Origin of the sequence: Streptomyces venezuelae (genome assembly GCF_008642355.1) — a bacterium.
In the GTDB taxonomy this organism is placed as follows: Bacteria; Actinomycetota; Actinomycetes; order Streptomycetales; family Streptomycetaceae; genus Streptomyces; species Streptomyces venezuelae_B.
Window position 1 is genome coordinate 1629642 of record NZ_CP029193.1, and the last position, 12712, is coordinate 1642353.

Genomic DNA, 12712 nt, shown 5'->3' on the forward strand with positions numbered 1-12712 from the left:
GGGCTTCGAACAGCTTCGGACGGGCGGCTTCGGGCGGGGTCCGGGACGCCAGGGCGGAGGGGCGGGCGATGGGGACCGAGACGGCGCGGGCGGCCGAACAACCGGTGCGGGACCGTCGTCCCGGCCGGATCGTCGTGGACTGGCTGACGACCACGGACCACAAGAAGATCGGGCACCTCTACCTGATCACGTCGTTCGTCTTCTTCCTCATCGCCGGCGCGCTCGCCCTGCTCATGCGGGCCGAACTGGCCCGCCCCGGGTTGCAGCTGATGAGCAACGAGGAGTTCAACCAGGCCTTCACCATGCACGGCACGATCATGCTGCTGCTCTTCGCGACACCGACGTTCGCGGGGTTCGCCAACGAGATCATGCCGCTGCAGATCGGCTCGCCCGACGTCGCCTTCCCGCGGCTGAACATGCTCTCGTACTGGCTGTTCCTCTTCGGCGGCCTGATGGTCCTCGGCTCGCTCCTCGTGCCGAGCGGGCCCGCGGCGTTCGGCTGGTTCGCGTACGCCCCGCTCAACAGCATGGAGCGGTCGCCGGGCATCGGCGCCGACCTGTGGATCATGGGGCTCGCGCTCTCCGGCTTCGGCACGATCCTCGGCGCGGTCAACTTCGTGACCACCATCATCGGCATGCGGGCGCCCGGCATGACGATGTTCCGGATGCCCGTCTTCACCTGGAACGTCCTGTTCACCTCGATCCTGGTGCTGATCGCGTTCCCCGTGCTCGCCGCGGCGCTGCTCGTCCTGGAGGCGGACCGGCGCTTCCACTCGCTCGTCTTCGCCTCGGAGAACGGCGGTGCGCTGCTGTGGCAGCACCTCTTCTGGTTCTTCGGGCATCCCGAGGTCTACATCATCGCGCTGCCGTTCTTCGGCATCGTCACCGAGATCATCCCCGTCTTCAGCCGGAAGCCGATCTTCGGCTATCTGCCGCTGGTCGGCGCGACGATGGCCATCACCGGTCTCTCCGTGGTCGTCTGGGCGCACCACATGTTCGCCACCGGCGCGGTCCTGCTGCCCTTCTTCTCCTTCATGTCCTTCCTCATCGCCGTCCCGACGGGCGTGAAGTTCTTCAACTGGACGGGCACGATGCTCAAGGGCTCACTGTCCTTCGAGACACCCATGCTGTGGTCGGTCGGGTTCCTGGTGAGCTTCCTCTTCGGCGGTCTCACCGGTGTTCTGCTCGCCTCGCCGCCCATCGACTTCCACGTCACCGACACGTACTTCGTCGTCGCGCACTTCCACTACGTCGTGTTCGGCACCGTCGTCTTCGCGACCTTCGGCGGCTTCTACTTCTGGTGGCCGAAGCTGACCGGCAAGATGCTCGACGAACGGCTCGGGAAGATCCACTTCTGGACGCTCTTCATCGGCTTCCACACGACGTTCCTCGTCCAGCACTGGCTGGGCGCCGAGGGCATGCCGCGGCGGTACGCGGACTACCTGGCGGCGGACGGCTTCACGGTGCTCAACACCGTCTCGTCCATCGGCGCGTTCCTGCTCGGCATGTCGACACTGCCGTTCCTCTACAACGTCTGGAAGACCGCCAAGTACGGCCGGAAGGTCGAGGTCGACGACCCGTGGGGCTTCGGCCGCTCCCTGGAGTGGGCGACCTCCTGCCCGCCGCCCCGGCACAACTTCGTCACGCTGCCCCGGGTCCGCTCCGAGTCCCCGGCGTTCGACCTGCACCATCCCGAGTACGCGGCGTTCGAGGCGCGGGACCAGGACCGGCCGCGTCAGGATCCGCAGACCGAGCACCCCGGTCCAGGGCCCGGCTCAGGAGGTCCCTCGCCGACCTGATCCGGTCGGCGAGCTCCAAGGGCTCGACGACCTCGAACTCCATGCCCAGGAACAGCACGTGGAAGACCATCACGTCCAGGCTCGTCGCGCCCGTGCGCAGCAGACAGGTCCGCGCGGTCTCGGCCTCCAGGGTGCCGTCGGCCGGCGAGAGCCGCTGGGCCGCCTCCTCCGCGGGGACGAGGAGACGGACGACGGCGTGTGCGGCGTACGCGCGCGTGGAGAGGCCTTGCGCGACGTAGGCGGCGAGATCCTCGGCCGGCGGGGTGCGGGGCGTGAAGCGGGGGCCGTGCGGCGGCCTCGGGTCGATGCGGTCCGCGCGGAACGTGCGCCAGTCCTCGCGGTCGAGGTCCCAGGCCACCAGGTACCAGCGGCGCTCGGTGCAGACCAGGCGGTGCGGCTCGACCGTCCTGCGGCTCGAACTGCCGCCGTGGTCCCGGTAGTCGAAGCGCAGCCGCTCCGAGTCCCGGCAGAGGTCGGCGAGTTCGGTGAGGACCGCCGGGTCGACGCCGTCCCGCCGCGGGGCGCGCAGCAGCGGCACGGTGAACGCGTTGAGGGCGCCGACGCGGCGGCGCAGCCGGTTCGGCAGCACCTGTTCGAGTTTGGAGAGCGCACGGACCGAGCTCTCGCCGATGCCCTCGACGCCCTGCCCGGCGGCGGTGCGCAGCCCCACGGCGACGGCGACGGCCTCGTCGTCGTCGAGGAGCAGCGGCGGCAGCTCGGCCCCCGCGCCGAGCTGGTAGCCGCCCCCGGTGCCGGGGCTCGCGTTCACGGGGTAACCGAGCTCCCGCAGCCGGTCCACGTCGCGCCGGACCGTGCGCGGGGTGACGCCGAGCCGTTCGGCGAGGTCCGCGCCCGACCATTCACGATGGGCCTGCAGCAGGGAGAGCAGGCGGAGCAGGCGTGCCGAGGTCTCCAACATGGACGTGATTGTGCCGGTGGGAGGGCCCTACGCGCCCGCCCCCTTCCCCGCGGCCGTCTCGCGGACCCGCACGGACAGGTCGTTGTCGAGCGTGTAGTACGGGCCCGCCTCCAGCGTGCCGTGCTCCTCCGTCACGCACGGCACGACCGGGTACGTGAAGATCGCCTTCTTGTCCGGGACGTCGTCCAGGAGCCGGGCGAGACGCACGCGCGGGCCGCTCTCGCCGACGGGGCGCAGCCACAGGTCCCAGGGGCCCGCTCCGCGGTCGGCGAGCGGGCCGTAGGGCAGCGCGAAGGAGAACTCGGGCCCGTCCGCGGTGATCTCGGCCCGCCGGACGGCGTCCTTCTCGTCGCGCCGGACGGCCTCGACGTATCCGGTGTCGGCGAGGGCGGTGCCGTACACCCGGCCCCGGACGGTCATGGCGGTGCCGGATATCTCTATCTCGCCGGTCTCCGCGTGCGGGGCGCGCAGCCAGCTGCGCACCGAGAGGTTGCCCTGCTTCGTCGCGTACGGGATGCGGACCGCGACGTGGCCGCGGCTGCCGCTCGGCGCGCGGTCGACCAGAGAGCGCAGGTCGTTGACGCCCGGCATGAGGCGGCGCGGCTCGCCGCCCGCGACCTGCGCGTACGCGTTCCAGCGGCCTTCGGCGAGCTCGACGCTGCTGGGCAGCGCGGCCCGCAGCCTGCCGTCGCCCGACGGGGTCAGCGGCAGCCGTACGGTGCTCTCGGTGTCCTCGCCGGAGTCGGCGTCGCGCAGGCGCAGCACGAGGTGTGCGACGGCCTCCGTGCCCGGCTCGGCGGTGTCGGTGACGTCGAACGTGAGTCCCCCGGCGGAGTCCGCGATGCAGTCGGCACGCGGCGCCCCCGACGCCTCCTGGTCGTCCCCGGCGTGCGCCGCCTGCGAGGTGGCCAAGGCCGTCATGCGGTCGATCCCTTCGTCTGTGCCCGGCCGAGGTCCCGCACGGCGTACGCGCCCCCGAGCAGCGCGCCGCGCGTGCGGTGCAGGGTGCCGCGCATCCGGCCCCCCACCGAGCTCCCCCGGGCGAGCATCCCGGTGAACATGGTGTCGTAGCGCTCGGCGATGCGTTCCGGGTCGAAGCGCTCGGAGTCCTGCAGCGCCGCGCCCGCCATCTGCTGCCGCAGCGAGTCGTTGTTGATCAGTTCGAGCAGTCCGCGGGCGATGGCGTCGGCGTTGCCGACCTCGACGAGCCGGCCGTCGACGCCGTTGGAGATGATCTCGCCGGGGCCGTGCGGGCAGTCGGTGGCGACGACGGGCAGTCCGCAGCGCATCGCCTCGACGATCGTCATGCCGAAGGACTCCAGGCTGGAGGTGACGGCGGCGATCGAGCCCTTGGCCCACTCGGGCTCGATCGGGTGGGCGGGGCCCATGAGGAAGACGTGGTTGTACAGGCCGAGCTCGTCGATCAGGGCGCGCAGCTTGTCCTTCTGCTTGCCGCCTCCGTAGATCCGCAGCCGCCAGTCGGGGCGCTCGCGCCGCACCTTGTCGAAGGCCCTGATCAGCAGGTCGTACCGCTTGACAGGGGCGAGGCGGCCCGCCGCGACGACCCACTTGTGGGAGCCGTCGGCGGGCTCGATGCCGGGCGCGGGGACGGGATTCGGCACGGCCTGGACGTGTACGCCGGGCAGCCGCATCTTGCGGGTGTACGCGCGGGCGTCGGCCTCGGTCGTCGTGGTCAGGACGTCGAGGCGGGGGTAGACGCTGCGGAGCTGGCGGCGCAGTTCCTTGCTGTGGCTGTCGAGCGTGAGGTGCTCCTGGCCCACGCGCAGCGGCCCGCGCGCGGTCTGGCGGGCGAGGTGCACGTTGAGACCGGGCCGGGTGCCGATGACGACGTCCGCCTCGACGCCCGCGAGGTGGGCGGCGATGCGCCGGTCGGTCAGCGCGCTGTACTGCTTGTAGCGGCCCTCGGCGCTGGGGAACGTCCGGGCGGGGCGCAGGTGCTCGGGGTCGTCCCCCTCGTAGCCGGCCGTGTCCTTGCGCAGGTCGACGAGGTGGCTCAGTCGGACGCGCTGGTCAGGCGCGAAGACTGGCTCGTCACGGTGCCGGAAGACGGATACGACCTCGACGTCGTGCTGCTGGGCCAGCGTGTTCGCCAAGTTGTACGTCGTCCGGATCGTCCCTCCGATCCCGTACGCGTTGTGTATGAGGAAAGAGATGTGCATGCGTCCCCGTATTCCGCGCTTCCATGCGGACAGTCCCCCTCGTCCGCCTACCGCAGGGTTAGACGGGGATTCCTGGCCAAGGGTTGGGTTTCCTCACCATCTTGTTTCCGAACAGATGCGTGATCGGTAGCCACGGATGGGAACCTTTTCACGGTCCCGTGCATCAAGGCTGGTACGCGAGCTGCGGTACGTCGAAACATTGTTCGTTCATGTCACCCTGTGTGACCCATCCCTCACCGTCCCGCCAGCGCGCCACGGACAGACACGTCCTGCGGGTCGTCGGCGGCTCCGCCCGGTGCTCGTACGTCACGGGAATCAGCAGCCCCCGCGCCGAATACGGCTTGTTCCGGTTCATGAAAGCGTCCACGCACGCGCGCGTGACGTCGCCGCCGCCACCGCTCAGGCAGGACTTCGCTGCGTCGGTGAACCACATGGCGGCGGCCCAGCCCTCCAGGTGCCACTGGGAAAGCGCCTTGCCGCGCAGGGCCGCGCGGAACTCGCGCACGGCCGGGTGCCCGGTGTCCTCGTAGTTCCTGCTCGACCCGGTGGCCCACAGGGCGTTGCGGCAGCGGGGCGCGTCCTTGTAGTCGTCGCCGACGGACGAGGTCCAGTTCTGCACGTTGGTGACCTTGGCGGTGACCTTCGCGCCGACATCGTCCATCGCCTCGCACAGCCGGGCGTTGCCGTGCGTGTCCATCGCGTCGAAGACCAGGTCGGCGCCCTGTTCCTTGAGGTCGGCCGCGGCGGCGCGGAAGTTGGGGAGCGCGAAGTCGACCTGTTCGGTGACCACCTTGTAGCCCTCGGCCCGCAGGCCCCGGGTGACGAGCCGGGCGTACGCGGCGGAGGCGGCCTGGTTGTAGGAGACGACGGCCGCGGTCCGCGCGCCCTGCTCCCGCTTGAAGTAGCGGTAGACCTCGGTCCCGCCGTACAGCTCGCCGTCCCAGCCCGGCTTCCCGTCGCGCGGCGCGAGGCTGCCGTAGATCCCGTACAGGTGCGGATACGTCTCGTACGCAGCCCCGATGGGCTGTCCCCCGATGTCGGGCACGCCGGCACGCGAGACGCGGGCCGCGCCCGCATAGTCCAGGGACGAGGTGGCGACGAGCGCGGCGACCTTCTGCTCCTCGACGAGCCGGTGCACGCAGTCGTTGTTGCCGACGCCGCTGCCGCCGTCGTCGCAGGTGCGCACCTCGACCCTGCGCCCCTCGATGCCGCCCCGCGCGTTCAGCCGGTCGAAGTAGGCCTTGGCCCCGTCGCGCGGCCCGGTGAACGCTGCGCCGCCGACCGGACTGGTCGCGCTCGTGATGATGCCGACCCTGACCGGCGCTCCCCCGGCCGGTGCGGGCGCCGTGCCGCGCCGCTCGAAGTCGCTCTCGGGCAGCCGGCTCCCGCAGGCCGCGCCCGCCAGCAGGACCGCGACGACGAGCAGCGTCTCAGCAGCCGGGACCCGGCGACTCATTGCCGCTCAACTTCACCAGGGCGCAGAGGGTCTTGACGGAGACCTTCCAGGTGTCGTCCTGGTTGACGGCCGTCCCCGAGGCGTCGGGCAGCGCCGTGGCGCCCTTCAGCGTCAGCGCGTACGTCACGTCCGCCTCCGTCGCCGAGCCGAACGCGACCTCGGTCACGTCCGCCGCGACCTGCTTGCCGCGCTCGTCGCCGCTGAAGCTCTCCAGGACGTCGCGCATCTCGGGACCGTTCTCCAGGACGGTCTCCTTCTCCTTCAGCGACGTCTTCGGGTCGAAGAACTTCTCCCAGTTCTCCGTGACCTCTTTCTCCGCCGCCGCCGGATCGGCGGGAGCGGACGCGGACCCGCCGCCGTCGTCGGACGGCTCGGTGGTCTTCTCCACGGACGGCTCGGGCGGCGTCGGTCCGTCCCCGCCCCCGCTGTCGTCGCCGCAGGCCGCGGCGGCCGGTCCGATCAGCAGGACCGCGGCGGCCGCCAGCGCCGCGCTCCGGGCACTGCCCCGCCCTTGGTGCGTCCCCCGCCTGGGGCTGATCCCGAGAACCATCTGGTCACCACCGGGTATCGGTCCGGGCCGTGCGGGCCCGGAGCTTTCAGCGTCGGCTTCCAGAAGGCATAGTGCAAGCCATCGGCTGACATGGACAGCCCACCGACGTTACTGATGTGACCGACGACGTGTCCCAGGGGGCCTCGATGCGGGCGGATCGGACAGCTCGGACGGCCGGTGCGTCCGGCACGGCACGCCTGCGGGCCCTGCACCCCATGCTGTGGGCGGCGTTCGCGTCGCTCGCCGTCGGCGCGGTGCTGTGCGTGCTCGGCTGGTACGGCGTCTCCGGGGAACGGTTCGCCGAGCGGCAGCTGCCCTACCTCGCGTCCTGCACGGTGCCGGGCGCCGCGCTGATCGTCGCGGGCACGCTGCTGCTCACGCACGGCAGGAGCGTCCTCGCGGCGGCGCGCGTCGAGGAGTTGTACGGGCTGCTGGTCACGACGGAGCCGCCCGCGCCCCCGGAACGAACCCGCACCACGGCCGACGGCACACCCCTCATGGTCCCCGGCGGCACGCTCTGGCACCGCGCGGACTGCCCGCTGGTCGCGGGGAAGCCGGAGGCGGTCCCCGCGGACGCCACGGTCCTCTCCGCACAGGCCCTCGCGCCCTGCCCGATCTGCGAACCGGAACGCCCTCCGGAACCCGAAGGCCCACCGCCCTCCCCCGCCCCGGAGCCCTGACCCGGTGGCGTCCCTGAGCTACGACCTCACCCTGGCCGGGCTCTCGGTCGGCAGCGCGGCGGCCCTCACCGGCATCGGGCTGATCGTCACCCACCGCGCGACCGGCGTCCTCAACTTCGCGCACGGCGCGGTGGCGATGCTCTGCGCCTACGTCCTGCGCCAGCTGACCGTCGAATGGCACTGGCCGCTCCCCCTGGCCGCGTCGGTCACTCTCCTCCTGCTCGCCCCCGGCATCGGCCTGCTCCTGGACCGGGCGGTGTTCCGCCCCCTCGCGGTGCTCGGCGGGGACCCGGCACGCACCTTGGTGGCCTCCATCGGCGTCTTCGTCCTGCTCGTCGGCGGGGCGGCCCTCCTCTGGGGCCCCGGAGCCCGCGACGACGCGCCCGAACTCGTCCCGGCGGAGCCCTGGGCCCAGTTGGGCGCGGCCGTCGCCCTCGCCGCCGCGGTGGGCGCGCTGACCCGCTGGACGCGCTTCGGCGGCGAGCTGCGCGCGGTCGTCGACAACCGCCGCCTCGCCGTGCTCTCCGGCATCGACGCGGACCGGGTGGCCGCGGCGGGCTGGGCCTTCGGCTCCTTCACCGCGGGCCTCACAGGCGTCCTGCTCGCCCCCTACGTACGTCTCGACCCGTACGGCATGCCGCTCCTCGTCATGGAAGTGGTGGCGGTCGCCGTGGTCGCCGGCATGCGCAGTCTGCCGATCGCCGTGGCGGCCGCCCTCTGCCTGGGCGTGGCCCAGAGCCAGTTGACGCGTCTGCACCCGGGCGGTCTGCCGGAGCAGCTCCTCCAGACCGCGGGCGCGAACCTCTTCGTGATCGCCCTGCTGGTCGCGGCGCTGTTCCTGCCCGGCATCGGCTCAAAGGACGCCCTGCCCCGCACGGCGACGGCCCGCGTCCCCACGCCGCCGGGGGCCTGGACCGTGGCGGCCGTGCTCTTCCTCATCCCGCTCGGCTTCGCCGGTTCCGACCTGACGACGGCGGTCCAGGTCCCGGCGCTCGCGGTGATCCTGCTCTCGCTGGTGGTCGTCACGGGCAGGGGCGGCCAGATCTCGCTCGGGCAGGCGGCGTACGCGGGCCTGGGCGCCCTCTTCACCGCCCTGCTCACGGCGGGCCGCTTCCCCGGCCTCCCCGAACTCCCCCACCTGCCCGCTCTCGCCGTTGCGGTCCTCCTGGTCGCACCCCTCGGCCTGCTCACCGGCTGGCCCGCGATCAGCCGCCACGGCCTGGCCCTGGCCCTCGCCACGTTCGCGGTGGGCGTGGGCGTCAGCCGCTTCGTCTTCACCCAGCCGTACGCGACGTCGGGCCTAACCCTGGGCCGCCCCGCGGGCTTCACGAGCGACCGCACGTACTACGTCCTGGAACTGGCCCTCCTCACCGCCTCGCTGCTCCTGGTCGTCGCGCTGCGCAGGGGTCGCACGGGCCGGGCGCTCGCGGCGATGCGGGACCACGAGGCGGGCGCGGCGGCAGCCGGCGTGCCGGTACCGGCCCTCAAACTCACGGCGTTCGTGACCGGGGCGGCGCTCGCGGCACTCGGCGGCGGCATGCTCGCGATGGGCCAACGGGCGTTCGACTCGGGGGCGTACGACCCCGTGCGCGGCCTGCTGTGGTTCGCCGCGATCATCGTCCTCGGCTCGGACAGCGTGCTCGGTGCGCTGACGGCGGCAGCGCTCCTGGTGGGCCTGGACGCGGGAACGCGAGGCGGCTCGGCAGCGGCCCTGATAGGTCTCCTGGCCATCCTGACGGGCCGCTTCCCGGGCGGCCCCTACGAGGCGCTGCGCGCAGCGACGCGCCACTTCATCCGCACCCCACGCCTGACCCCGGCAGGCATGAGGGCCCGCGAGTCCGTGCGCTCGGCCCCCGCCGTCCCGCAGCCGCCGAACCGGCGTAAGGGGACGTGGCGGTTTCTGCGAGCGCGGCACAGTGGCTCCGATGACCGAGCCCATACAAACGGGCCCCACCGCGGGGATGGCGAGCACGCGGACACCCCCGCGGCCCCGCACCCGAAACGGGCCCCGCGCGAGGGCGGCACCCTCAACGCTCAGCACCTCACCCTCACCTACGACGGCTTCACCGCTCTGCACGACGTCAGTCTCAGCGTCCCCCCAGGACACGTGACCGCGATAGTGGGCCCCAACGGCGCGGGCAAGAGCACGCTCTTCCACTGCCTCGCGGGAACCCTCCGCCCCGTCTCCGGACGCATCACGCTCGGCACCCGCGACATCACCACGCTTCCCGCACACGCCCGCACCCGCGCCGGGATGGCCCGCACGTTCCAGCAACTGGCCGTCTTCCCGTCCCTGACGATCGCGGAGAACGTCCAGGTGGGCGCTGACAGGAACCGCCGCCGCACCGCCGTCACCCAAGCCCTCCGCCTCCTGGACCTCATGACCCTCCACACCCATCCCGCCACCGACCTCTCCACCGGCACCCTCAGACGCACGGAACTGGCCAGAGCTCTCGCGGGCGACCCCCACACCCTCCTCCTGGACGAGCCGGCCGCGGGCCTGGACGCGGCCGAGGTCGCGGCTCTGGCCACACTCCTGCGCGCGCTCGCCGCCGACGGCATGGCGCTCCTCGTCGTCGAGCACGACCTCGACCTCGTGGCGGGCCTCGCCGACACCGTGCACGTGATGGCGGCGGGCCGCATCGTGACGAGCGGCCCCGCGGACCAGGTACTGGAAGAGGCGCACTGAATGCGCGGCATCGAACTGCGCGGCGCCCGCGTCCACTACGGCCCCCTGGAAGCCCTGCACGGCATCACGCTGGCCGCCCCCGCCGCCGCCCTCACCGTCCTCCTCGGCCGCAACGGCGCAGGCCGGACCACCGCTCTGCGCGCCCTCGCCGGCACGGTCCCGCTCTCGTCCGGCGCCGTCGTCCGCGACGGACGGGACATCACACACCGGCCCGCCCACGAACGCGCCGCCCAGGGCCTCTGCTTCGTACCGGACCGGGCCGCCGTGTTCCCCTCCCTGACCGTCGCGGAGAACCTCGCCCTCGCCCACCCCACGAACAACCCCGCCCGCGCGCTGGACGCCTACCCCGAGCTGCGCCCCCTCCTGTCCCGCCGCGCGGGCACCCTCTCGGGAGGCGAGCAACGCATGCTGGCGATCTCCAGGGCACTCCTGTCGGACGCCGGAGTCATCCTCCTGGATGAGCCGACCCTGGGCATGTCGCCCGCCGTGGCCGCCCGCACGTACGCCCTCCTGTGGGGCCTCGACGCCTGCGTGGTCCTCGCCGAACAGCGGTTGCCGCCCGGCCTGCGGGAAGGCGCGGGCCGGGCGGCAGTCGTGCACGAACTGCGCCGGGGCGCGGTCGCGTTCAGCGGGGAACCGAAGGAGTTCGGCGGGGGGCCCGGAGAATTCAGCCCCGCCCGGTCGCCGTACGCCCCGGAATGACGAGGAGCGTGCCGACGGCGAGCCGTTCGGGACGGCTCCCGACCTTGTCCCGGTTGGTCTTGTACAGGGTCTGCCAGCCTCCCTTCACGTCGTGGCGGCGGGCGATCGAGCTGAGCGTCTCGCCCGGCTTCACCGTGTGGACGCGGCGGTCGAACCGCTCGATGCCGACCGCCTTGGAGCAGGCGGGCCATGCCTTCCAGCCCTGGGTGTGCAACACCTTCTCGGCGACCTTGATCTGCTCCTCCCGGGTGGCGAGGTCGGCGCGCGGCGCGTACTTGAGCCCGCCGTACTCCTCCCAGGTGGGCTGCCAGAACTGCAGTCCTCCGTAGAAGCCGTTGCCCGTGTTGGTCTGCCATCGCCCGTTGCTCTCGCACTCGGCGAGGCAGTGCCACGGGCCCTTGTCCAGGGAGCAGTCGTACGGCTTCGCGGTGCCGTACGCGGCGCCCGCGGGCAGCGCTACCGCAAGGATCGCGCCGACGACCGCGGACACGGACAAGGACCTGACAAGCTGAATCGACTTCAGGTGCATCGGGTCACGCTAGGCAGCCCCGCGGCGGGCCCAGGACCTGCCGCGCCGCCGCGGAGCCTGCTCCACCCGGTCGGACGATCCGATCAGAGGCTCAGCCGCTGCCCCGGCACGATCATGTTCGGGTCACCGCCGATGACCTGCCGGTTGGCCGCGTACACCCGCTGCCAGTGCGTCCCGTGCCGGGCCGCGACGAGGCTGAGGGTGTCGCCCTGCCGGACGGTGTAGCCGCGCGAGGCCCCCCGGTCGGAGCGGTCGGCGGTCCCGCCGGCCTGGGGCACAGACTTCGCGGCCCTGGGTGCGGGTTTCGCCGCCTTGGGCACCGGCGCCGCGGCGGACGGGGCGTTTCCGCAGGCCCCGGCCCGTGCCGCGCAGGTGGGCCACGCACCCCACCCCTGCGCCCGCTGCACCTTGGCGGCGACGGCGATCTGCTGCGCCTTCGACGCCCTGTCGGCGGTCGGCGCGTAGGCCCCGCCGCCGTAGGCACGCCACGTACCGGCGGAGAACTGCAGCCCGCCGTAGTAGCCGTTGCCCGTGTTGGTCTGCCAGTTTCCGCCGCTCTCGCACCGTGCGATGCGGTCCCACACTCCGCCATCCGCGGCTCCGGCCCGGCCGGTCGCGGCGAGCAGGGTCAGCGGGGCCAGGAGCGCGGCCCCTCCGATCACTGCCATGGTGCGCGTGCTCTTGGGACGTGCGGACATGGATCTCCCTCTCGCAGGACCCGGGCTCCCCCTGGCCGTGCGGCCCCTCACGCATCCGGCGCCGGGGTCCGGCCGGCCCCGCCCGCCGGTGTCGGTGCTGGAGCTGGCTGATGCGACCGGCGGACGTACCCGAGCGGTGCTCGCTGCACACGGCGGTGGAATCTAGGAGCCCTTCCGCCCCGTATCAACCAAGTCCTTGTCATTCCAGGCCAGTTGGGCGTTACCCCCGGTATCAGCAAGTTCACGCCACCCACTTCATGGGCTGATATGCGGATTTATTGACCTCCCCCATCGGCGATCTGTGACCCGGCTCACCGGCTCAACCTCCGTGCATCCAGCACCTGTTGGCGCGGAGTGACACATTCCGCCGCCCGTTTCACCCTCCGCTGCGGATGGTTCGATTCCGTTCGCCTTCGTGCGTGACTTGCGCCACTGATCCGCCGTTGAGTCCTTATGAGCCGGACACGGTCCGGCCCGTCACACCCTCCCCATGCACCCCAGATGACGATT

The 12712-nt window shown here is 72.3% G+C and carries 10 protein-coding genes and 1 pseudogene; 4 read left to right on the top strand and 7 right to left on the bottom strand.

The features are described from left to right. Nucleotides 1-68: 68 nt before the first annotated feature. Nucleotides 69-1598: pseudogene (ctaD, locus tag DEJ47_RS07535) on the top strand (cytochrome c oxidase subunit I); the annotation flags it as partial. 43 nt (nucleotides 1599-1641) lie between these two features. Here the strand turns inward: ctaD and DEJ47_RS07540 are convergent. From DEJ47_RS07540 to DEJ47_RS07560, 5 genes are all read right to left on the bottom strand, one after another. After that, nucleotides 1642-2718: a helix-turn-helix transcriptional regulator gene (locus tag DEJ47_RS07540; RefSeq protein ID WP_150166161.1), complete on the bottom strand. Its 1077-nt coding sequence runs from the start codon at nucleotides 2716-2718 to the stop codon at nucleotides 1642-1644. 27 nt (nucleotides 2719-2745) lie between these two features. Further along, nucleotides 2746-3639 (bottom strand): hypothetical protein, encoded by an 894-nt coding sequence (locus tag DEJ47_RS07545; protein ID WP_150166163.1) that lies wholly within the window; start codon nucleotides 3637-3639, stop codon nucleotides 2746-2748. Further along, nucleotides 3636-4898 carry a glycosyltransferase family 4 protein gene (locus tag DEJ47_RS07550; RefSeq protein ID WP_150166165.1) on the bottom strand — a complete coding sequence of 421 codons (1263 nt, stop codon included), beginning with the start codon at nucleotides 4896-4898 and terminating at the stop codon, nucleotides 3636-3638. The genes DEJ47_RS07545 and DEJ47_RS07550 overlap by 4 nt, the downstream gene beginning before the upstream one ends. Nucleotides 4899-5061: 163 nt before the next feature. Further along, the gene (locus tag DEJ47_RS07555) at nucleotides 5062-6354 is read right to left on the bottom strand and encodes an ABC transporter substrate-binding protein (protein WP_150166167.1); all 1293 of its coding nucleotides are present in this window, start codon (nucleotides 6352-6354) and stop codon (nucleotides 5062-5064) included. Beyond that, nucleotides 6329-6904: a hypothetical protein gene (locus DEJ47_RS07560; RefSeq protein WP_190415322.1), complete on the bottom strand. Its 576-nt coding sequence runs from the start codon at nucleotides 6902-6904 to the stop codon at nucleotides 6329-6331. The genes DEJ47_RS07555 and DEJ47_RS07560 overlap by 26 nt, the downstream gene beginning before the upstream one ends. A gap of 146 nt (nucleotides 6905-7050) precedes the next feature. Here DEJ47_RS07560 and DEJ47_RS07565 point away from each other — a divergent pair, with 146 nt between their 5' ends. The 3 genes from DEJ47_RS07565 to DEJ47_RS07575 are packed head-to-tail and all read left to right on the top strand — an operon-like array spanning nucleotide 7051 to nucleotide 10975. Next, complete coding sequence (locus tag DEJ47_RS07565) at nucleotides 7051-7584, top strand: hypothetical protein (protein ID WP_150175484.1); 534 nt, start codon at nucleotides 7051-7053, stop codon at nucleotides 7582-7584. A gap of 4 nt (nucleotides 7585-7588) precedes the next feature. Continuing rightward, entirely contained in the window at nucleotides 7589-10273 is a 2685-nt protein-coding gene (locus tag DEJ47_RS07570) for an ABC transporter permease subunit (protein WP_150166169.1), read from the top strand. After that, entirely contained in the window at nucleotides 10274-10975 is a 702-nt protein-coding gene (locus tag DEJ47_RS07575; protein ID WP_150166172.1) for an ATP-binding cassette domain-containing protein, read from the top strand. Here DEJ47_RS07575 and DEJ47_RS07580 read toward each other — a convergent pair. Both DEJ47_RS07580 and DEJ47_RS07585 read right to left on the bottom strand, forming a co-directional pair. Continuing rightward, nucleotides 10941-11465 (bottom strand): transglycosylase family protein, encoded by a 525-nt coding sequence (locus DEJ47_RS07580; RefSeq protein WP_398338747.1) that lies wholly within the window; start codon nucleotides 11463-11465, stop codon nucleotides 10941-10943. The two genes, DEJ47_RS07575 and DEJ47_RS07580, sit on opposite strands and share 35 nt — an antisense overlap. Before the next feature lie 122 nt (nucleotides 11466-11587). Beyond that, nucleotides 11588-12202, bottom strand: coding sequence for a transglycosylase family protein (locus DEJ47_RS07585; RefSeq protein ID WP_150166176.1), 615 nt, complete (start codon nucleotides 12200-12202; stop codon nucleotides 11588-11590). Between the last annotated feature and the right edge of the window lie 510 nt (nucleotides 12203-12712).

Bases quoted from the DNA above. Each gene is read 5' to 3' on its own strand.
- DEJ47_RS07585 (WP_150166176.1), bottom strand. From the start codon at position 12,202: ATGTCCGCACGTCCCAAGAGCACGCGCACCATGGCAGTGATCGGAGGG.
- DEJ47_RS07575 (WP_150166172.1), top strand. From the start codon at position 10,274: ATGCGCGGCATCGAACTGCGCGGCGCCCGCGTCCACTACGGCCCCCTG.
- DEJ47_RS07545 (WP_150166163.1), bottom strand. From the start codon at position 3,639: ATGACGGCCTTGGCCACCTCGCAGGCGGCGCACGCCGGGGACGACCAG.
- DEJ47_RS07555 (WP_150166167.1), bottom strand. From the start codon at position 6,354: ATGAGTCGCCGGGTCCCGGCTGCTGAGACGCTGCTCGTCGTCGCGGTC.
- DEJ47_RS07540 (WP_150166161.1), bottom strand. From the start codon at position 2,718: ATGTTGGAGACCTCGGCACGCCTGCTCCGCCTGCTCTCCCTGCTGCAG.
- DEJ47_RS07550 (WP_150166165.1), bottom strand. From the start codon at position 4,898: ATGCACATCTCTTTCCTCATACACAACGCGTACGGGATCGGAGGGACG.
- DEJ47_RS07560 (WP_190415322.1), bottom strand. From the start codon at position 6,904: ATGGTTCTCGGGATCAGCCCCAGGCGGGGGACGCACCAAGGGCGGGGC.
- DEJ47_RS07565 (WP_150175484.1), top strand. From the start codon at position 7,051: ATGCGGGCGGATCGGACAGCTCGGACGGCCGGTGCGTCCGGCACGGCA.